20 protein-coding genes are annotated in these 21,928 nt (G+C 39.1%); 10 read left to right on the top strand and 10 right to left on the bottom strand.

The window, feature by feature from the left end; translation table 11 throughout:
- Window positions 1-5 precede the first annotated feature (5 nt).
- Both MHO82_RS02300 and MHO82_RS02295 read left to right on the top strand, forming a co-directional pair.
- On the top strand, window positions 6-1,724 hold the full coding sequence (locus MHO82_RS02300; protein ID WP_239182225.1) for a BatD family protein: 1,719 nt from the start codon (window positions 6-8) through the stop codon (window positions 1,722-1,724).
- Between the two features lie 327 nt (window positions 1,725-2,051).
- A complete protein-coding gene (locus MHO82_RS02295; protein ID WP_239182224.1) occupies window positions 2,052-3,062 on the top strand; it encodes a sensor domain-containing diguanylate cyclase in 1,011 nt (336 codons plus the stop codon).
- 165 nt (window positions 3,063-3,227) lie between these two features.
- On the opposite strand, the gene MHO82_RS02290 is transcribed toward MHO82_RS02295, so the two are convergent.
- From MHO82_RS02290 to MHO82_RS02280, 3 genes are all read right to left on the bottom strand, one after another.
- On the bottom strand, window positions 3,228-3,701 hold the full coding sequence (locus tag MHO82_RS02290) for a DUF1097 domain-containing protein (RefSeq protein ID WP_239182223.1): 474 nt from the start codon (window positions 3,699-3,701) through the stop codon (window positions 3,228-3,230).
- A gap of 150 nt (window positions 3,702-3,851) precedes the next feature.
- Window positions 3,852-4,166: a GIY-YIG nuclease family protein gene (locus tag MHO82_RS02285; RefSeq protein WP_239182222.1), complete on the bottom strand. Its 315-nt coding sequence runs from the start codon at window positions 4,164-4,166 to the stop codon at window positions 3,852-3,854.
- The gene (locus MHO82_RS02280) at window positions 4,166-4,825 is read right to left on the bottom strand and encodes a DUF480 domain-containing protein (RefSeq protein ID WP_239182221.1); all 660 of its coding nucleotides are present in this window, start codon (window positions 4,823-4,825) and stop codon (window positions 4,166-4,168) included. The genes MHO82_RS02285 and MHO82_RS02280 overlap by 1 nt, the downstream gene beginning before the upstream one ends.
- 291 nt (window positions 4,826-5,116) lie before the next feature.
- Between MHO82_RS02280 and MHO82_RS02275 the strand changes: the two genes are divergently transcribed.
- Complete coding sequence (locus MHO82_RS02275; protein ID WP_239182220.1) at window positions 5,117-5,554, top strand: polymer-forming cytoskeletal protein; 438 nt, start codon at window positions 5,117-5,119, stop codon at window positions 5,552-5,554.
- Between the two features lie 85 nt (window positions 5,555-5,639).
- On the opposite strand, the gene MHO82_RS02270 is transcribed toward MHO82_RS02275, so the two are convergent.
- The 5 genes from MHO82_RS02270 to MHO82_RS02250 form a co-directional block, all read right to left on the bottom strand.
- Window positions 5,640-6,350, bottom strand: a complete 711-nt coding sequence (locus tag MHO82_RS02270) for an ABC transporter substrate-binding protein (protein ID WP_239182219.1) — start codon at window positions 6,348-6,350, stop codon at window positions 5,640-5,642.
- Between the two features lie 23 nt (window positions 6,351-6,373).
- Window positions 6,374-8,068: an ABC transporter substrate-binding protein gene (locus tag MHO82_RS02265; protein ID WP_239182218.1), complete on the bottom strand. Its 1,695-nt coding sequence runs from the start codon at window positions 8,066-8,068 to the stop codon at window positions 6,374-6,376.
- A 127-nt stretch (window positions 8,069-8,195) separates the two neighbouring features.
- Complete coding sequence (locus MHO82_RS02260) at window positions 8,196-8,360, bottom strand: hypothetical protein (RefSeq protein ID WP_239182217.1); 165 nt, start codon at window positions 8,358-8,360, stop codon at window positions 8,196-8,198.
- A 115-nt stretch (window positions 8,361-8,475) separates the two neighbouring features.
- Complete coding sequence (locus MHO82_RS02255; RefSeq protein WP_239182216.1) at window positions 8,476-9,351, bottom strand: hypothetical protein; 876 nt, start codon at window positions 9,349-9,351, stop codon at window positions 8,476-8,478.
- 143 nt (window positions 9,352-9,494) lie between these two features.
- Window positions 9,495-10,379: a DMT family transporter gene (locus MHO82_RS02250; RefSeq protein ID WP_239182215.1), complete on the bottom strand. Its 885-nt coding sequence runs from the start codon at window positions 10,377-10,379 to the stop codon at window positions 9,495-9,497.
- Between the two features lie 196 nt (window positions 10,380-10,575).
- On the opposite strand from MHO82_RS02250, the gene MHO82_RS02245 reads away from it, so the two are divergent.
- The 6 genes from MHO82_RS02245 (at window position 10,576) to MHO82_RS02220 (ending at window position 19,332) form a co-directional block, all read left to right on the top strand.
- Entirely contained in the window at window positions 10,576-11,475 is a 900-nt protein-coding gene (locus MHO82_RS02245; RefSeq protein WP_239182214.1) for a LysR family transcriptional regulator, read from the top strand.
- A gap of 520 nt (window positions 11,476-11,995) precedes the next feature.
- Window positions 11,996-14,341 (top strand): EAL domain-containing protein, encoded by a 2,346-nt coding sequence (locus MHO82_RS02240; protein WP_239182213.1) that lies wholly within the window; start codon window positions 11,996-11,998, stop codon window positions 14,339-14,341.
- Between the two features lie 147 nt (window positions 14,342-14,488).
- Window positions 14,489-16,072 carry a PAS domain-containing methyl-accepting chemotaxis protein gene (locus MHO82_RS02235; protein ID WP_239182212.1) on the top strand — a complete coding sequence of 528 codons (1,584 nt, stop codon included), beginning with the start codon at window positions 14,489-14,491 and terminating at the stop codon, window positions 16,070-16,072.
- 323 nt (window positions 16,073-16,395) lie between these two features.
- Entirely contained in the window at window positions 16,396-17,049 is a 654-nt protein-coding gene (locus tag MHO82_RS02230) for a hypothetical protein (RefSeq protein ID WP_239182211.1), read from the top strand.
- 286 nt (window positions 17,050-17,335) lie between these two features.
- Complete coding sequence (locus MHO82_RS02225) at window positions 17,336-18,127, top strand: transporter substrate-binding domain-containing protein (protein WP_275440455.1); 792 nt, start codon at window positions 17,336-17,338, stop codon at window positions 18,125-18,127.
- A 365-nt stretch (window positions 18,128-18,492) separates the two neighbouring features.
- Window positions 18,493-19,332: an HDOD domain-containing protein gene (locus tag MHO82_RS02220; protein ID WP_239182209.1), complete on the top strand. Its 840-nt coding sequence runs from the start codon at window positions 18,493-18,495 to the stop codon at window positions 19,330-19,332.
- A gap of 117 nt (window positions 19,333-19,449) precedes the next feature.
- Here MHO82_RS02220 and MHO82_RS02215 read toward each other — a convergent pair whose 3' ends face one another.
- Window positions 19,450-19,881 carry a PACE efflux transporter gene (locus MHO82_RS02215; RefSeq protein ID WP_239182208.1) on the bottom strand — a complete coding sequence of 144 codons (432 nt, stop codon included), beginning with the start codon at window positions 19,879-19,881 and terminating at the stop codon, window positions 19,450-19,452.
- Between the two features lie 175 nt (window positions 19,882-20,056).
- Window positions 20,057-20,440 carry a VOC family protein gene (locus MHO82_RS02210; RefSeq protein WP_239182207.1) on the bottom strand — a complete coding sequence of 128 codons (384 nt, stop codon included), beginning with the start codon at window positions 20,438-20,440 and terminating at the stop codon, window positions 20,057-20,059.
- A 141-nt stretch (window positions 20,441-20,581) separates the two neighbouring features.
- On the opposite strand from MHO82_RS02210, the gene MHO82_RS02205 reads away from it, so the two are divergent.
- Window positions 20,582-21,688, top strand: a complete 1,107-nt coding sequence (locus MHO82_RS02205; protein ID WP_239182206.1) for a mechanosensitive ion channel family protein — start codon at window positions 20,582-20,584, stop codon at window positions 21,686-21,688.
- The last annotated feature ends 240 nt before the right edge of the window (window positions 21,689-21,928 follow it).

Here is a 21,928-nt window from a genome sequence, read left to right as displayed (position 1 = left end):
AAATAATGAACATGAAACTACATACATCTCAAACCTACTCTCGTGCTTCCGTTCTTAATACCAAAGAACGTAAAAGCTCGTTGTCTTACCTTACTGGCTTTGTGGTCAGCTTATTGGTTCTTTTTTACAGTGCTCACTCTTTTGCTTCACAAGCAATCGCAACGGTGTCAAAAAATAATGTTGCGGTAAACGAAGTGTTCCAATTAATGATCTCTATCGATAAAAGAGTTGATGCCAATAATCTTGACCTTTCTGTCTTAGAGTCTGACTTTAATATGGGGCGACCAAGTGTTAGCTCGTATCAATCGAGTATTAATGGTAAAACTCAGATCCAAACTCAATGGACACTACCACTAGCGGCAACAAAAGAAGGCACCATCATCATCCCTTCATTTCGCATTGAAGGCTCCGACACACAGCCGATTGCTTTAACCGTTTCTCAAAACACCGTAAAACAAGATAGCTCTGATTTTATTGAGCTTACAGGTGACCTATCTAAAGCGCGTTTATACGAAGGGGAAAGTGCCACATTTGATCTAAAACTGCTCATCAAAGCCGATCCACGACGGTTACAATCACCTTCCCTACTTCCTCCGCAAGGCTCTGGGTTAAATATTGTTGCTAAAGGCGAAGCCAACCAATACCAAACCGTTGTACAAGGTATTCAAGCAACCGTACTCGAACAAACCTTCGTTGTAACACCCAATACAACAGGCGATTTACTCTTAGAGGGGGCACGTTTTGAGGCAACGCTGATCCAGTCTCAAGGTCGTTATAATGCCAATGTCATGATCCCACTCAAACAGAGCAGTGGCGTGGAAAAAATAACCGTATTACCGAAACCGGCAAGCTACCAAGGAACATGGCTACCTACCCCAGACTTATCACTAGGGCAAGTATGGCATCAAGACAATGGCCAATTAGCCAGCACAAACGTTGTGGCAGGAGAGCCAATTACCCGTACTTTAGTACTTAAAGTAAAAGGGATTCCCCAAGAAAGACTGCCTAACTTAGTCATTAATTATCCAGATTCAGTACGTGTTTATGATGAAAAACCCACTTACGGCGAAGACAAACAAGGCAACACGGTAATGACCATACAACAAGTCATTATTCCACGTAGCACCGGCTCAATTACCCTACCAGAAGTCAAAATTAACTGGTGGAACAGCCAGCTAGAAAAACAAGAAGTGGCAACCGCATCCGCACTCACATTAACAGTTTCTCCAGCAGAGCAAGCAAACCCAATATTAGCGCAGGCTTCTGAGCCAGCAGCCGCTAATGCTCCAGCTCAAGTAGAAGTTAGAGTGGAGAAAGACGCTGGCTACTGGCCTTATGTTGCTCTGTTTTTTGCCCTTTGCTGGTTAGCTACTCTTGCTGTTTTGTGGCGAGTCAGTAAAAAACAAAATCAGCCGGACACAACTTCAACGCCTTCACATGTGGTAAGCAATCACAAATCGGCACTAATAAGCAGCCTTGAGAAGCAACACGCTATTGAAGCTCAACACCATTTTAATGTGTGGCTTCAACAATTTAATGGCCAGATAGATAGTGAACTTAAAAAAGAGCTACAGGAACAAATGACGCTATTTATGGCAACGCAATATGCCTCTCAGCCGCAGGAATGGCAGCCAGAAACATTAATTAAACTGATCAATCACGCAGAGAAACACAATACCAAAACGACAGTTTCGGGCTCTGCCCTTGAAAAGGTGACGCCGTAACTAAGTAACATGAAATTGCTTATATCGCTGTCGATGCCGGCAGTGGTATAAGCACTTAATAGTAAACAAGCCCTTCACCCCAACCATTTCAAAAAGCACTATACACGCACAAATACCCCCTATCACTTCTGTGTGCTCTACCATGAACAGATGCAGTAACTGTTTTAATGTACAAAGCATTCTAATTTTTTATATTTAGGACACAAATATGCAACAAGGTGCTATCTTATTAAAACAGGGCACATTAAAATTTACGTTATTAATATAAATATAAACGCCTATACATTGGCGTCATTAGTGCCTATTTTGTTGTTGGGAAGCGTGATTTTGAATACTGATCAGCTATTACTTGCACATCGTTCATTTAACGCACTGCTCAAAGAGCTTGCTTTGGGAATGAACCTCCATGCTCTAAATAAAGCAATCATTCATCTTGCAGAAGAATTGTTCGATGATCGACTTGCTTCAATTTTAAAGCTTGATGAGGTCAATAAAACCTTACATTGTGTTTCTGCTCCTAACCTGCCGAGCTTTTATAACAAAGCCATTGAAGGAGTCGAAATAGGAGAAAATGTGGGATCCTGTGGTGCTGCTGCCTATCTAAAAACGGCGGTTATCGTTGAAGACATTAATACACACCCTAATTGGAGCCCCTATACAGAATTAACCCAACAAGCTAATCTGCATGCATGTTGGTCCATGCCAATTCTCTCTTCTGCTGAAAAAGTACTAGGGACTTTTGCTATATACAGCTCCAAACCTTCTGTTCCTGGAGAGTTTGAGCTAGAAGTGCTAGAAATGGCCGCTTCAATTTATGCCGTTGCCCTTGAAAAATTTGATTACGAACAGCAGCTGTACCAAACCGCTAATTATGATTCTCTAACCAATACTTTGAATCGCAATGCATTCATTAATAAAACCAATCAACTCATAGCCACTAAAAAGCATTCTGATCAGATCCTTGCCTTGTTCTTTATTGATATCGATAAATTTAAGCTCTGTAATGACAATTATGGCCATGCTTTTGGCGATCTCGTTTTATCACATACCAGTAATTGCTTACGCGCGTTATCAAGAGAAAGTGACTTACTTGGGCGATTTGGCGGAGATGAATTCATTTTAGTTTGCAGTGTGCACAACCATAATGAAGCGCTAAAAGTATATAAACGCTTAGAGAATTACCTAACGGAATCTTTATATGTTGAAAATAAAAAAATCACAGCAAGCATCGGGGTCGCTTCTTGTGCGTTTTCTGAAATCATTACTATCGAAAGCTTGATCGAAAAAGCGGATAAAAAAATGTACCAACATAAAGGTCGCCAACAAGAAACCTTCTAGTCGCAACTCTCTTAATAACCGCGTATGGCCTAATCAGAAAAATATTGAATGAGTAAACTACATGAAGGGCGTTGAAATAGGCTAGCTCAAAAAGAGTATCTAGCGTAGAAGGAAAATCATCACTTCTACGCATTTACACTTCTCTTTATTTACTTCGGAGTCAAATTATTTAGCTTCCGCCATTTTTGGTTGATTCAATTTCTGATGAACCCAAACACCTGAAGCTTTCATCAAGTAACCAAAGATCCCGCCTAAGATAAGTGATGGAACCACTAATTGCCAATCACCACCAGCGGCAAAAGTCGCACATGAACCAATGAAGGTTCCCGGTATATAACTCAGCCATGATTGCTTAGCTTGAATACACATAAAGAAAGCCACCACCGCCGTGATCACATACCCCATAATATCAAGACCAACAACACTCGACCCATGAATGATCACCATTGCCCAAAATACGCCAGACATGTTTGTCAATAAACTGGTGAAGAGACCTTTGATACCATCAGTCGGGGAAGCGAAATAACTTGTACAACCTAAAAATCCAGCCCAACTGAGTAAGCCCAATGAAACAGCAATCCACCCCCAGAGGCCCGACAAAATTCCCGTTGTTAATGAAATGGCTACTAATACGCTCATGCAATCCTCACTAGCCTAAGCAAACTTTAGTCAAGCAAGAATCATAATGAAGTATCCATATTTATTTAGTGACAAAAATCACACTAAATAGAAATTAGAATGTAATGGAATTAATGAAAATAGATCCAGATCACCATAAAAAGCGCTATTTCAACAGATGTCCTCAATAGAAAGAAAAGATTCATAACCTAGCTGTTCAGTAACCAGACGCTCTTTTTTCACTTTTGGTAATCTCTTTAATCGATATTCAATTCGTAATGCGCTAGATTTATCCCCAACCTCTTGATTCCACTCTAATATCAAAGGCCCTTTTCCTCTCAACGCCTTTGCTCCTTTGCCTGTTTGGTGTTGTAAAAAGCGTCGTTCAACATTATTGGTAACACCACAATACAAAGAGCCTGTCTTTGTGCGTATAAGATACACAAACCAGACAGGCTCAGGCTTAACCTTGCTCTCTTTAGTCATTAAGAGGTTAATTCTTCAAGTAACGCTTTTAAACTTTTTACTTCTTCTTTTAAGTCAGAGACTTCCTGCTCTAACTTTTCTAAACGAGCATTATCCGCATGTGTTACAGACTCACTAGACAGTGCCACTGCTGGTGAAGAGACATCAACTTCCCCACTGAATAAGTGAGCAAAACGGGATTCTCTTTTTCCCGGTTCTCTTGGTAATCGTACGACTAAACCACCGTCTTCACGCTCTGCCATACCTTGCAATACTGATTCCACTTCAGAGACATCAGTGAAAGAACATAAACGATTGGTTCGAGTTCGAATTTCCCCTGGAGTCTGAGGGCCACGTAAAAGCAGCACACATGTTACTGCGACTTCTTGTTTGGTTAGTTTTAAATTACCAAACTCAGTATTGCAAAAGCGATGCTGGAACTTCGAAACACGGCTACCAAATGCACTTTCGTCAGTCACTAAACGAGAAGTGATTAATGCCTGAGTCGCATCAAGCACTTCCGCATCTGAAAGAGACATAACAGGATCACGGTTACTCTTTTGGTTACATGCCGTCGTTAATGCATTAAGAGTAAGGGGATATTGGTCAGGCGTTGTACTCTCTTTTTCAAGTAAACAACCAATAATACGAGCTTCTAATTGCGACAGTTTCATGTCCATATGTATGGGCCTATTGTTATTATCTACAATTTCAGAGTATCAACCTTGCTATAGCAGCACAAGCTATTGCGGCTCAATCGCTCGTATCTTCATCAGATGTATTTAAAAACATCTAACCACATGAAAAACATCCACAATTTATCTCTTTGGATCACCAAAAAATTAAAACAAAACTTGACTCAGAGACGATAAAAATATCAAATCTCTTTCTAGGCTGTGTCCATCAATTATTTTGAATTATCACTAGCCAAAATAAACCGAAGAAAACCTTACTCGCCTGGAGCTATATTCATGGGACTTTTTAGTCAAAAACAACAAAAACCAGCCTCTACGTCGCTATCTGTTATCGCAAAAGGCTGTCGTATTAACGGTGAAATCAGTGTCGAGCAAGATATTCAAATTGATGGTTTTGTTGAAGGCACTATTGCAACTGAGAAAAATGTATTCATAACCCCTACAGGCCGAGTTCAAGGTGAGATCCATGCTAGCCATGTCATCATTAACGGCCTAGTTGAAGGTTCTTGTCACTGCCATGAAGTAAATATCCAATCTCAAGGTCAAATGAAAGGCACTATCCATAGTCAGCAACTAACTATTGAGAAAGGTGGCGTTTTAATTGGTGAAAACCGTGAAATTGCTCCGTCTGATGCCGTGACCACTCTGGATACAAGCAAAAACAAAAACAACAAAGAAAACAATCCAAAAGAAAAGGCGGACAAAACCGCTTAAGCCTAATCGGATACAGGGCTAATATTTCGTTAGCCCTACTCCCTAAAAGTTAACCTTAACTCGAAAGAATCTAACCCAACAGAGTTTAATCTCCCCTCGCTTTCGCCAATAGAGCACTGATTAGCCCTTCCCCTGTCATTCTTGCTATTTCTTGATTCAATCGGTCAATCATTTCATCTTCCATAGTTCGATTACAGGCAATGGATTCTAAGGTGGTCAAAAAGGTCAGCTTATTTTCTATGTTCTGCTCATATTTAAACGCAAAATACTCAGCAACATCCACCGTGGTTACCCATAAATCAATCCGATTAGACAATAACCGCAGTAAGTTATGTTCATCTTTATCAATAGGGTAAATATTATACTCATCACTTAGCCCTTCAAAGTACGCCACTAAGTTACTGCCCCACTCCATACCTATGGTGTATTTCTTAGCATCATCAAGGGTGCGAATGTATATTCCTCTATTTGGCAAAGTAAAAATAGCGGAATAACTGATGTACAAAGGGCTGATCCATTTAAAATCCACCTCTCGACTCTGAGTACGCTTTAATGGAATAACACAATGATTGGGAGTAATTTTCGTTGTCGCTATGGCATTAGAAATCGGCATATGACGAACAGAGTAGGAAATTTCAGAGCGTGTAAAAAGGACATCTATAATCTCATAAATCGCGCCTTTGTCTTTCGACATCACATAAGGTGGCATCTCAGACGTAATTAACACCACCTCAGCCTTACTATAACCAGTAAGCATGAACACCATAAACACACTGAGTATTGCTTTCATTTTCATAGGGTCTTACCTTATGATCTTCACTACCATAACTGACTATCGACAGGTACTGTTTTTCCTTTCGGTTCAGCTGCGATTTCTTCTTTTGGTGAACCATCCCTTTTAAGCCAATAATTTCTGTCTTGCCTTGGATTAAGAATAGGAGCACAAGTCACATTACTGCTTCGTGCCTCTTGCTGTAATTTGGACAAATGGCCATCAAAAAACGCCGCTAAATTATCTAAGGCTTGTTGCGCTGTCAGCTTGCCTTCTAAATAGCCCGCCAGTTCAAGATACCACCCAGCCGATAAAGCCGGGTAATCAGGCACGTTATCCCCAGTCGGAGACCACTTCGCCATTGCTTTGCTTTTGTAAAAATCCAGAATGCCACTTTTAGCCATTAAGCTGTTTTCCAATAACTCAGAGAACACATCTGAACGACGAATAGGTGTGTTCGTCACCATGGTTTTTTTCAAAGAAACGGTTTTCGACACAATAAACTGAGCATATAACCAAGCGGCATGACGTAAGTGAGTGGGTGTACTGTACAAAAACGTCCATGCACCTACATCTTGATAACCCACCTTCATGCCTTTTCGCCAATATTTACCCGTTGGGGTCGGTGCCACTCGCCAACGTAATTTGCCATCCAAAGACACAATTGGGGTGTTTACGGTGGCATACGTTGATGCAAAGGCCGAATACCAAAAAATCTGCTGTGCAATGCTTCCATCCGCCGATACCGTACCGGATTGAGAAAAAGTTAAATTAGGAGCTCCTGTCGGGGCGAAATTAAATAACCATTGCTTAAATTTCGTTAACGCATAAACCGCTGCTGGTCCGTTAATGGCTCCCCCTCGCCCAACACTGGCCCCCACAGGATGACAACCTTTAACACGAATGCCCCACTCATCCACGGGTTTACCATTCGGAATGCCAATGTCTCCCATTCCGGCCATAGAGAACCAAGCATCAGAGAATCGCCAACCTAAAGAAGGATCATTTCTTCCATAATCCATGTGGCCATAAATACGTTTACCATTAATTTCTTTCACATGAACAGTGAAAAACTCAGCAATATCTTCATAAGCAGCCCAATTAACCGGAATCCCTAATTCATACCCGTATAGTTGCTTAAACTTAGATTTTAATGCAGGCATGGTGAACCAGTCATAGCGATACCAATACAAATTAACAAAATGCTGATCGGGTAGCTGGTATAGCACCCCGTTAGATGTCGCGAACTGCAAACCTAAAAAATCATCAATATCTAATGTTGGTAAAGTCAAATCCTTACCTGTACCAGACATCATTTCACTAATCGGTATCACTTTGCCAGAACGAGCTAATAGACCAATCAGATCCGTATCAACAATGTGCGCATCGTAAATACTGTCGCCAGAATCGAGCTGATAAGAAAACTTTTTAACAATATCATCTTCAGATGAAACCTCATGAACCACTCTAATACCAGTAATATCATGGAATGCTTTGGCTAAAATATTGGCTTCATAAAGGTGGGTGTTGATGATTTCAGAAGTTACTCGAATGGTTAAGCCCTGAAACGGTTCCGCTTTGTCAGCAAACCATTCCATTTCTTTATATTGCTCACTATAAGACAAAGTCGATTGATTGAATTCAGTTTTAAGCCAATAATCAATTTTATCTTTTGCAGAAACTAAAGATGAAAAGACAAGACTACAGCCAATTCCGATCAGACATTGAATAATGCGCTTCATTTGACCTCACTACAAACCTGCCAGCTAATGAATAGCATAGTTTGAAGACGTCAAGAGTGCCATAAGATGAAAGGAGGACTAGATGGCGCCAAAACAAAGCGATTCAGCGCACTAAGAGAGGCAAGGATTAATGATCTTTAAAAAGACGTTCCAGCTTTTTATGATCGGATGATTTCGCAAGCATAATTTTAGAACGATTCAGTTCTAGTTCTACACACTCTCTAGCGCGACGCTCTTTGGTATACCCTTTAGAAAGACGTGTAAATGAATTCAGTTCTTGCTCTTTTGACATGATGACTACTTCGATCAGTTAACAACAATATTCATGCTCACGTAATAGGCTATAAGCACAAATAAAAAACGAATTATATAAAAGAACCAAATTAATACCAGTCTAGAGCCGTAAATTAACGTAAATCGTTCATGTTTGTATGCCAATACTCATCAGGGATGGCTAAAGTTTCTTCACTCATTAATGAATTTCCAATCACAAATTTTACTCTTTCTTTCATATTTGCCTGCTCAAATAAGGCTTTAACCGTAGGGTGATTATTAAAAAATGCCATAAAACTGCCATCGGCATAAGCCACTTTTAAGCCCTTAGTAATTGCAGCAGCAATATCTGGGTGATTAGGGCTCACAAAGAAAAACATGGCAAAAGGATAAACAAGCAGTACATGAGACTCTACTGATAAGTTTGGATTTTCCCCTTTATATTGGTTAACTTCCGTCCAAGCCTCATTCACCCCCCTTGGAAAATAATCCGCTCGACCACCGGAGCTCATGATACGAAAGATATGCTTGTATTTAGTCGCAACAGTCGGCAGGCCAGCTTCTTCAAGAATTGCAATATCAGACCAACCAATCCCTTGTATGGCCAGCATAACCTGTAAGTCATCGAGGCTTTTAACCCGATCAAATCGATGCTGACTGTGTTTATTAATGATAAAAACTCGGTGACCAAGCAACCCTCTATATAAAGGAATGCGCACCGGAATCAGCTCTTTTTCAAAAATAGCCGACGTTCCCATCCAGTAAACATTAATTTGATCATTCACTTTCAACATATAAGAAAGGCGTACTTGGTTAGCCTCAATAGGTATCTTCGTTAGTTGATAGCTTTCCCCTGACTTTTCTAATGCCAGTTCAAGCAAATTGTTTTGATAGTCAAAACCTTCTGCTCTGTAATTTAGCATTGGAATTTTCACATCAAGCGTAGCCGCAATACCATATTGCGCCACAACCAAGAACAGCAGCACACTTTTCATTAATTGAGAGAACATGTTTCAACCGCACATTACAACACCCTAACTACAGCATAGATCTGTTTATGCCATAACCGGGATGTTTTCCCTTTTAGTAAATAAGTGGCAGCGTCAAAATCGACTCACATTCATTTGGCAGTCAGCCCCAAAAGGTTCAACCACTAAGAGCTCACTTGAACCATTGCTAGTTTTTGCTCCCATCTTCGATACATAAAGAGTGATAATAAAATAAATCCGCAGCCAAGCATTTTTTGTGGCTCTAGCTGCTCTCCAAAAATCACCATAGCCAGCAGTAATGTCCATACTGGCTCTAAAATCATGATCACAGAGGCATTGGCCGTACTCACTTTTTTTTGCCCTTGAGTTTGAAGTACATAACGTAAGCTGGTGGCAAATAAGACTGAAATACCAAACCACAATAATGTATGACTATCGACAAAGCTTGTACTCCATTGCTCAGTAAAAAACGACACCACAATCCCCACTAATCCTATCGAAAAAAGCTGAATACACACCAACGGCAATGACTTCAAATACTGGGTAAGCTGCTTGTTCAAATTAAAATGAAATGACAATAACAACGCAGAAATAAGAAAAAGAAGTTGGCTAGTGGCAAGTTGCCAAGACGCAGTCAACGACAGTAGCCCCATACCAACAATCGCAATGGGCAACGCCATCCAAAAAGACCGTTTTGGTTTTTGTTTATACAAGGGCCACGCAAGCAAAGGGGCAAATAACATAGCAAGGCTCATAATAAATGCCCCTTCGGCCAAGTTTTCACTAATAGAAATAGAATAAATCCAAATCAATAGCGCAACACCAAGTACGCTCCCCACCAATAAAGCTTTCAAGAGCGTCACTGGTTGAGTACGTCGTAGATCTTTATAACACAAAGGCAATAAAACAATCCCTGCGAGTAAAAATCGTAATCCAATAAATCCATAGGCAGGCATTGTTTGAATGACCTGTTTAGAAGCGACCCAGCCTAATGCAGCAAAAAGGGTAGCCCCAAGGATCAGTTGTTCCCCCGAACGAGTTTTCATCATAATTAACCTTTAACATTATTACGTTGTGCTCTCGTTATTAAAATAAATGATATGAGCATCAACCCACTTTTCAGCACGACCGAATGGTAAAGAAGACTGAGAGATAGTAAAGATGTTCTCTCCCTTTTTATTGATATCTCACTGTACAATTGAAATACTATTGCCATATAACAACAATAAACTCGGTAACTCTCTTATGATCAACAAAATCAACTTATCTGACGTTCGCTCTTTTGTTTTGATTGCCCAACTTGGTAACTTCACCAAAGCAGCTGAAGCCCTTGCTGTATCACGCTCTCATGTTTCACGGCAAATCAGTGCCCTAGAAACCCAAATGGGTGTGACTTTATTTGTAAGAACGACTCGCACACTACGGCTCACAGAAGCTGGTACCCACTTTTTCACTCAATGTGAAACTGCCTTAAATAAAATTGATCAAGCGCTTATAGCCACCGTCGATGACGCCAAAGCCGTACGAGGCAGTATTCGTGTCAACTGTGTAGGCGGATATATTGGTGAAGAGATCATCGCAAAATACATTAGCCAATTTATGCAGCAATACCCAGATATCGACATCAGTTTAGATTTCAGTAGCCATCGAATCGATCTTATTGAAGACGAGTTCGATATTTCATTTCGAATGGGAAAACTCGAAGATGCAGGCTTTATTGCAAAAAAACTCATGGACATAAAAATGACCACTCTTGCCAGCCCCGACTACATCAAAAAATATGGGGAACTGAACCACCCTAAAGAGCTTACTCAACATCGCTGTTTAACAGGCTCTGTAAAAAAATGGAGCTACCAACACATTAATGACATAAATAAAAACATTGATGTCCAAGTCGAAGGTCGTTTCACCTGTAAAAATGGTAAAGCTTTGGTACAAAATGCCCTAAATGGCAACGGGATTATCCGAGTTCCATTAATGTATTGCAATGATGACGTCAACAATGGAAGATTAATTCAAATCTTACCAGACTGGGAAATTCCTGATGTGGCTTTATCTTCAATTTATCACAGAGATAAATATCAACCTACTCGATTAAGAACGTTTATTGAGTTCGTGAAATCAAAGTTTGAACAAGATTTCTAAATACTGACAGATACATATTTTAGTATTATTACTCCATTCACATTCGATTAAATAATGTTCACTTTCATTTAAACAATGAAATCATTCATCATAAAAATAAAATAAGTGTTATTTTTTGTGGAACTAGTCACCTATTTTAATAATAGTTTTGTATCTGTTTAGACAGGTTATTATCCTTTTGTAATATCTTAACACTTTTCCCATGAAACTGGTGCTTTTATAAGCACCAGCACTTAAGGTGTTTTTTAACTATAAGTTGCAAATGCGATGCAACATAAAACAACAATACTTTATAAAAGGTTGTCATATGAATATGGATTTTGGTTATTTAATTCAAGCAAACTCAAGCTATGATTTATACCTAAATGCATTACGCTTAATTAATAAAAAATATCAGCCAACCTATTGCTTTATTGCCCAAGTTAACCAAACTGAATTCAGCGCTGAAACCTTATGCTGCCTGCATCACAATACCGTTATCACCAATTTTACTTATGGTTTAGAGAATACTCCATGTGCAGTGACGTTAGGGCAAGTGGATTATTGCTGCTATGAACAAAACATTCAGCAACGATTTCCTGATGATCTTGCTCTACAAGAACTGAATGCCAATGGTTACTTTGGTCTGTCACTTCACTCCAGAACAGGAGAGTTAGTTGGAATTTTAGTGTGTTTATTTGATAAGCCTATCACTGACAATAAGCCTGATGCAACTTGGCTGACCCATATTGGGCACTTCATCGGCCAAGAAATCCAACAGCAGCTATCTAATAAACAAAAAGATGACCTCTTAGCGCAATTTGAAAAAGGCGAACAAATAGCGGGGGTTGGCTCATGGCGTTGGAATAGAAAAACAGATATATATTCAATGAGTAAAGAAATGTATCGTATTTTTGACCTCAACCCAAATGAAAAAAATATCACTTTAGAAAAAGACATAAAAGGGGCAATCCACCCGGATGATATTAACTTATTTGACAACGAAATTGAAAAGTTAATTTCTGGTCAGACTTGCCATCTAGATATAAACTTTAGAGTAATAAATAAAAATAATAACGTTAAAGTAATTAGAAAAATTGCTGAAGTAAAACACTCAAAACTTGGTGATATTTTATTTATTGAAGGAACCGTTCAAAATATTACTGAGCAATATGAGCTCATGAAAAAAAATGAACTTTCTCGTTATATTCTTTCCCAAACTTCTGAAGCTGTATTAATTACAGATAAGTTCAATAAAATTGTCCAAGTTAATAATGCAGTTGAAAAAATAAGTGGTTATAAAGAGCATGAATTATTAGGGCAAGATCCCTCTATTCTTTCTTCAGGCTTCCAAAGTAACGACCATTACAAAAACATGTGGGCAACTTTACATAAAACAGGAAGCTGGTCGGGTGAAATTTGGAACAGACATAAAAAAGGACATGTATACCCGGAAGATTTATCTATCAACTCAGTAAAAAACCAACAAGGTCAAATTACCAATTATATAGCCATCTTCAGAGATATTACCCAAAGAAAATATAACGAACAAAAGCTACAGTTTCTTGCCGATTATGAAGAACTTACAGGGTTAGAAAATAGACGTAACTTCATCGAAAACCTTGCTAATGATGTGAAATCAAGCCAAGAAAGAAATAGCTCACTTTCTTTAATTTTTCTCGACCTTGATAATTTTAAGTACATTAATACTACCTACGGGCACGGCATGGGCGATAAGCTATTGGTTTCTGTCGCTGAAAGGCTCAAAAACCTGATAGGTGAAAATGGCCGTGCATGTCGATATGGCGGAGATGAATTTGCTATCTCCCTCCCCCATTTTCAACACCAGCAAACAGAAGAGTTTGCCAAACAACTAAAAAATGGCTTACAAGCCACTTTTTCTTTTGATGACATTAAGATTGATATTACGGTAAGCCTTGGGGTCGCTATCCTCTCTAATACTCATGAGTCAAATTCTCATTTTTTGCTAAAACAAGCCAATGTTGCTATGTCTTATGCAAAGAAAAACGGCAAAAACACGATTGTTTACCACAATAAAGCATTAGAAAAAGATTACAAAAGAAAGCTGTTGATAAAAGAAAAATTAAAGCAGGCCATTAAAAATGAAAAGCTCACTGCTTTTTACCAACCGGTTTATGACATCACAACAAATAGCGTGATCAAATACGAGGCATTAGCACGCTGGCAAGATGAGGAAGAAGGCATGATCTCCCCTGGAGAGTTCATTCCTATCGCTGAAGAACTTGGGCTCATTCATTTAATTGGTAACCAAATACTTCACAGAGCGTGCCAAGATCTAAAAAATCTTCATGATTTAGGTTTTACCCATATCTCATTTTCTGTTAACCGTTCCATCAAAGAACTTATGCGCAGTGAATTAGAACAAGAAAGTATTCTAAACACCATCACTCAGTATGGGCTCTCTACTGATGCCATTATTATTGAGATCACTGAGTCGATTGCGATGTCTTCCAATCCACATGCTCAGTCTGTAATTAAAGAGCTTAAAAATAATGGGATAAAGATCGCGTTAGACGATTTTTGCACTGGTTATTCTTCGCTAAATAACTTAATTGACAATGAAGTAGACATCATAAAAATTGACCGCTCCTTTATTAAGGATCTGGAGACAAATAAAAGCAGCCAAATACTCACCTCAACCGTCATTAATTTAGCAAACCAGCTGAATATAGAAATTATCGCGGAAGGCGTCGAAAATAAAAGTCAATTAGATATTTTAGTAAAAAATGGTTGCAAATACATCCAAGGCTTTTATTTCGGTGCAGCTCAACATATTGAGTCTTGTATCAATCAGTTACACATTACCTATCCCCAAAAGAAATTAAATAAAGGTATTATTAATTAAGTGTAAAATGATCTAAGACAATATATTATTAACTTTTCATAAATAAGTGGCCGCCAAAAACTATATTTGTTTAAGCAGGCCACAATAAAAATCACTAAGTAAAAGTTTATAAAATAATAACAATCCTACTTATAAAGGACAGGAAAGATGACTAATACCTCACTTTCAGCTGGCGCACATTCAGAGGAAGTATTTTTCTCAAGCGATGAACAGTTAGTCTCAACAACCGATCTAAACGGGGTGATCACTTACTGTAACGCCAGTTTTTGTAAAGTTGCTGGCTATACAGAGCAAGAGCTCATTGGGCAACATCATAATGTAATCCGCCACTCCGACATGCCGAAAGCCGCCTTCGCTGATTTATGGTCTCACCTTAAAAAAGGCAATGCATGGCGAGGCATGGTCAAAAACAGTTGCAAAGATGGCCGATATTATTGGGTCGATGCCTACGTCACTCCAATCCTAGAACGTGGACAAATTATCGGTTACCAATCTGTACGAGTAAAACCCAAACAAGAATACGTAAAAATTGCAGAATCTGCCTATAAAAAGCTGTTACAACAAGAACAAACTGGCTCAAATAGGTTCACCTTAAAATTTAATATTTTTAAACTGCCACTGTTAACTGCATCTCTTATTTTCTCCCTTTGGGTCAATATGGAAACAACCAACGGCTTATTAACCAGTTTAATAACATTACTTCCTGTCGGTGTGTTTGCACTTCTATACGGACAAGCCTTATTCTCTACATCCAGTAAAATTAACCAACTCACAAATGAATACGACAGTATCAGCCGCTTGATCTTTTCAGGTAAACATCAATTTTCTCCTATCGATTTTCATCTAAAATTACTCAGGGCACGTATTCGCACTATTTTAGGAAGAATGACCGACGCGGCAGATCCAATACACAGCCTTGCTCAGAAATTAGAAGCAACAGCAGAGCGTGCCACACAGTCGATTTCAGCTCAGAATAGTAATTTACACAGCATGGCTTCTGCGATTACTGAAATGTCTTACTCGGCGAAAACGGTTTCAGAAAACGCCAGCATGACTAATTCATTAATCATTGAAACCCATGATGCGTGCAACGATAACCAAAAAAATCTTGTTAACACTCAATCCAGCCTATCTGAACTAGCACAACAAACAGAGCAAGCTAAACACCTCACCAGTGAACTGATTAAAGACACCGAAAATGTGTCTGAGGTGATGTCGGAAATCAGCGGTATTGCGGATCAAACGAACTTATTAGCACTTAATGCGGCCATTGAAGCTGCACGTGCTGGCGAACAAGGCAGAGGTTTTTCTGTCGTTGCCGATGAAGTGCGTACCTTGTCATCTCGTACCCAAAACGCAACCGAATTAATTCAAAATAATATGCAACGAATGAACAACACCATCAGTAAATGGCAAGCATTGATTGAAAATAACCAAGCAAATACTCAGCAAAGCCTAGAGCACTCAGAACTTAGCCTTAAACAAATGGCCTTAGTACAATCTAACATGGATGAAATTTTGAAGATCACAGAACAAGTTTCTCAATCTTCACAAGAGCAAGAGGATGTTTCATTAGAAATGAGCGAGCGAGTAACAAAAATTGCAGAAACATCAGATATTAATCTACAGGCAGTTCACGACGTAACCCAATCCAGTACCGAACTGAAAAAGTCTGTTGAGGAATTTCATGCCTTAGCTGAGCGTTTTGATCATAAAGAAGACAACATTTAAATACGGATACGTAGCACTGCACACCAAACAATGCGCCGTTTCTGGCGCATTTTACTTTCAGCTCGATCTCCAAAATCTATCGTCAACCCAACGACAACAATGAAACGAATAACAATCACCAACAAATAATGATACATAGATCAAATGTTAGAGTTAAATTCCATTATGAAGATTATGATTGTGGAACCCCTACAACATAAACGCCAAACGTGCAGTGATACCACTTCCAAATATCAAATCTATTAATACAAACACAGACCCACACTTGATATTTTCTCATGATGATTCGCTTGTACAACAAATAAACTAACCGCCTGATAAAAATGAAAATAAAAATACTGACTTTAACAACTCTTATGCTGATGGCTAACACTACCCTAGCTACAGAAGAAAATACCTCCGTTCAAGAAGATCTACATTGGGAAACGAATGGGGCAACTGGATTTTCTTCTACTGCATGGGGCAGCCAAAATAAGGCCACTGAATATGGTGCTACTGCATGGGGAAGTCGTAATAAAGCATCAGGTATTCAATCAACCGCATGGGGCAATAACAATGCAGCCTCTGGCATTTTTTCCAGTACATGGGGGCAAATAAATACAACGTCTGGGGATTATTCTACATCATGGGGAACTCGCAATACGGCATCGGGCTATAATTCAACGGCATGGGGAATGAATACCGTCGCTTCTGGTACCTCTTCAACAGCATTTGGAGATGGCATTATCGTTTCTGGTAATTATTCTGTTGGTATTGGGCTTTATGATTACACCATGAATACCGACCCATCATGGTTTACTGAAGTAACAGATGAGCGCACCTTTGCCATTATGGGTGGAAAAGTGCAGATCTGTGATGAGAATGGCGCCTGCATCAACAACCTACAAAGAGAAATCCATAAACTAAAATCGGTAAACATCCAGCTACTTGCCCGTTTAGAAGCCTTAGAAGATAGACTTAATAAGAAAAAGAAATGATCACCTGAACACCCCTATGAATGGATTTTTCTAACTCTCCCCCACTCTTAAGTTAAGCGAATGATCATCTAGCAGGCTTCTCATATAAGCCTGCTTGGAACGTGCGTATTTCACTCTTAAAAAGCTTAGTGCCAAAGCAGCCTACCGCTTCGTTCTCACAGCACAACATTTTTGATAAAGAAAACCATTTTCCTTTCCTAGTCCATAACGCACCAACCACCATCTTCATCAACGATAATCATGACTAAACTTAATCGTACATAAAACAAAATGAGAAACTTAATCAATGAAGTTTATCTACCTTGTACTTGTGCTTATTTTGAGTCAATCAACTCATGCTAAAATCCACTTTTCACACCACTCATTTCCCCCTTTTACATACAGTGAAAATGGAGAATCCAAAGGAAGCATGATAGAACTGGTACGCCGTGTATGCCTTGAAATGAATGAAGAGTGTACTTTTTCTTTTCTTCCTAACCGCCGGGCCAAACAATATATGGAACAAGGAACTGTATCAGGCACGATGCCTTTAGGATGGAATACTGAGCGTGACCAATGGATGTATTTTTCAGCTCCACTATTAACCACCACCTACAGTTTTTACGCCCAAGAAGAAAGCGCATTTACATTTAATCAATTATCAGATTTAGAGGGCAAAACCATTGGTGTATTTGGTCCATCGAATACTCAATACACATTAGAAAAAATTCGTGATGAAATGACCTCACAAAAGCTTATTCCATTTCGAATTGAAGATCATCCAAATGCAGATGGCCGAGGGTTAATTAAACTCGCCAATGGCCGATATGATCTGTACTTTGTAAATCGAGATCTCGCTGAATATAGGATAAAAAACATCCCAATAAAAACCATCAAAAACATAGGCTCAGTCAAAAAACTAGAATACTTCATCGGTTTTGCTAAAGAACATAATGATCCCAATTTCATTACACGTTTCAATCAGACTATTTTAAATCTCTACCAAAATGGAGACTTTAAGCCCACCTGGAAAAAATGGGAGGCTCTCCCCGGAAGTATAGACGGAGCCCATTTAAAACAACTCAACATTCTTCACTAAATACGCAATACATTCATTTACGCTGTACACCTTCTTTTGCTCGATTGTCCAGTCATACTTGGCTTACCGCCTTCAATTTTCGACTCATCATATCAATATTAAATCTGGATATAGATGGCTAATAAATAGTGACATTGTCACGAAAATTCAAGTGCCCATTTCGCTAAAGCTGTACCCTAAAAACAAGCAACTAAGCTAATGCTGTAAAAACGCATGCTTTTTATCAAATACTTAAGATCACTGAAACCAACGCAAAGCTAACATAACCACTCAAAAGATATTCACATGAGCGCATAGTTGAACTAATATCTTGATATTAAGGAAGTTGAATATAAAGACAAAAATGTAAGGACGGTAAAAAGCGTATGATCAGCATTCAACCAGATGTAGTCGAAGCAAATATGGCAGGGTTTCACATCCCTGCAAAACCTCAAGTATTGGTTGCACTGCAAGAAGTCATGAACAGCGAAGAACCTGACTTTTCTGATATCTCAGATCTGATCTCAGCAGACATTGGGTTATCTGGGGCCATATTAAAAACCGTAAATTCACCAAGCTATGGCATGAATAGAGAAATCTCCGACATCAAACGTGCCGTGTGTATTCTTGGTTTTAGCAGTATTAACCTATTACTGCCTGCTTTTTTACTTAAAAAATCCTTCCCAGATACCGCTTGTATTTCATTAGAGCGATTCTGGGACGATTCAACCGACGTCGCCAACATCATGACTTTTGTAGGTAAGCAACTGGCAGGCAGTATTCCAACAGAAAGTCTATATGCTCTCGGGCTGTTCCGAAATTGCGGAATCCCAGCCATGGCAGTGAAATATTCGGATTATAAACACATCCTTATTCAAGCCAATGAAAGGGGAAGTGAAAGTCAAATAGTACTTGAAAACAATCGTTTTAAAACCAACCACGCCGTTATCGGGTATTTCATTGCAAATTCATGGAACCTACCAAAACCATTATGTAATTTAATTCTTCAACATCATGAACTTGACTTTTTAGAGCAGGATGAAGATCCTACGAATCAAATCTCTTTCGCCATTTTAAAAATGAGCGAGAACATTGTTAATCGACATAAACGCTTCAAAGATACAGCAGATTGGCCATACGTTGCAGACAAGGTGTTCGACACACTCGGCATTTGTGACCTTGATTATAGTGACATGGAAGATGAAGCAAAATCGTTCTTAACTTAACAAAATATTGTTATATCGTAGCGCACTGATGCTGTGCCCCTCCACTATTTCAACCATCGTTATTAACCTAAAATACCTCTTTGTAGCACTTTACAAAGAGGTATTACTGTCCGTTACTTATGCTGCGTTAGGAGCTGGTTGTTGATTAACAGGAAAGACTTTGTCATAAGCTAAGTTATACACATAAGCATAAATCAGATAGAACACCACCATTCCCATATCCAGTAAGAACGCATTCCACAAACTTAGGTCCAGCATCCATGCAATGGCCGGGATCGTAATAATCAACAATCCAGCTTCAAAACCAATACTATGAAAAACACGCACTAATAGAGATTTTTCTGTCGAATTGAATTTTTTCATCATGAAATTATCAAAGCCGATGTTATAAACGTAGTTCCAAACGGTCGCTATAATTGAAAAAGCAAGCCCCATCATCCCTACATGCGCGAGTTCAAAGCCAAACTGACTCAAAATACCAATCATTAACACTAAACCAATAATTTCAAACGCAATGGCGTGACGAATGCGATCCGCTGTTGTTCTCATAAAATAGACCTCGATGTAAACCTGATGAGCCTACTTTATGCGGCTTTTTGATATAAAAGAAGTTAGAGCCTATACGCTTTTCGGATACATCATTGCGTACTCGGCACCTATAAATCTGTGATAATAGAATTAACGATGTAAAAGCTGACTATGAAGCTTCTGATTAAAAAGCCATTTATTGCTCATACAACTCTAACGGTAAACCATCAGGATCACTAAAAAAGGTGTACTTTTTGTTAGTGTATTCATCCACTCGAATGGGCTCAACTTCAACTCCTCTCGATTGCAAATATTCAGAAAAGAGGTCAATGTGCTCGACCGTAAAAGCCAAATGTCTTAACCCCTGAGCTTCGGGGTAACTTGGCCTTTTAGGTCTATTTGGAAATGAAAACAGTTCGACTTGGCTGCCATCTGGCAATTTGAGATCCAATTTATATGAGTGTCGTTCAGATCTGTAATTTTCAGCGATAATCTCTAACCCCAATATTTCCGTATAGAAATGTTTCGATATTGCGTAATCAGAGCAAATAATGGCTGCATGATGAATCCCTTTTAACATCTTGACGTTATTTTCCTCGTTATCGTATTTATCTATCATCGGTTTAGTATTCAAAATAGTTGTGTGATACGGCCCAAACTATAGCATTCATTCTTTTAACCCCTTAAACTGCTGAATAATATTAAATTTTGAAGGGTTGTTATGGACAAGTTGATAGCTGAGATCCAAGCTGAGTATGCCATAATAGAGCAAAATTGGATTACCGATGTTCTACTAATTACAGGGCTGAGTTTAATTATATGGATAGTATGGCGTCTATTGTATTCACGCTTAAACGCTATTAGTGCCAAAACCTCCAATCGCTGGGACGATGTCACCTTACACGCCCTAAAAACCCCGGTCAGTGTACTCATTTGGGTTTGGCCTGCTCTGGTTTCCACAGGAATTATTCTAGAAACATTTTTTAATCACTCCAGTGCTTGGTTAACTCCCGTAAAAATCATCATGGGTATTGCGATTTTTGTATGGGTAGTGACTCGACTCATTTCTAATGTAGAAGCAGAAATTCTAGCTCAAAAAAAACGTGATGAAACCACAGTCCAAGCTGTTGCTAAAGTCTTACGCTTGGTTTTCATTATTTTTGGCATTCTATCTGTCATGCAAAGCCTTGGGCTTAGCCTCTCTGGGCTACTCACCTTTGGTGGTGTTGGTGGCCTAATTGCAGGCTTAGCGGCAAAAGATTTATTATCGAATTTCTTTGGCGGATTAATGATCTACTTCGACCGTCCATTTAAAGTTGGTGATTGGATCCGCTCCCCAGATCGGGAAATAGAAGGCACCGTAGAAAGAATTGGTTGGCGTATGACCATTATCAGAACCTTTGATAAGAGGCCTTTATATGTGCCGAACTCAGTGTTTAGTAATATCGTGGTTGAAAACCCATCACGTATGTTAAACCGCCGGATTTATGAAACCATTGGACTTCGCTACGAAGATAAAGACAAAGTGGATGCCATTATTACAGACGTGAAAAGCATGCTGATCAATCACCCTGATATTGATTCCTCCCAGACTCTTATCGTTAATTTGAATTCTTTCGGTCCATCGTCTTTAGATTTTTTCATCTATACCTTTACCAAAACGGTGAATTGGATCCGTTTTCATGAGGTTAAACAAGACGTGTTACTTAAAGTAATGGAAGTCATTCATGCTCACGAAGCAGATATTGCTTACCCAACTCAAACGATCAAACTTGAGCAGCCAGAAACACAAAGTAATCACGACGGTATCTTTGATTACGCCTCGTAATAACCCAACCTGAACGTACTGCAATCCAATAAAAACCAGCAATGTCACTGCTGGTTTTTTATTTATTTCAATTTTGATGGCTGATAACTGGACAGCAATTCCACTCTGTCATGCTTTTTTGTCGAATTTTCGTGGTACATATCAGCAAGAAATGTGGATAAATGCTCTTGGGCAATTCAGAAGGAATCACAACATCATACACCCTTGCACGGAGCGACGTGTCTGATTCTACAAAAAGCA

It is taken from the genome of Vibrio sp. Of7-15 (genome assembly GCF_022347565.1).
In the GTDB taxonomy this organism is placed as follows: Bacteria; Pseudomonadota; Gammaproteobacteria; order Enterobacterales; family Vibrionaceae; genus NORP241.
This window is presented reverse-complemented; position numbering and strand designations above follow the sequence as displayed.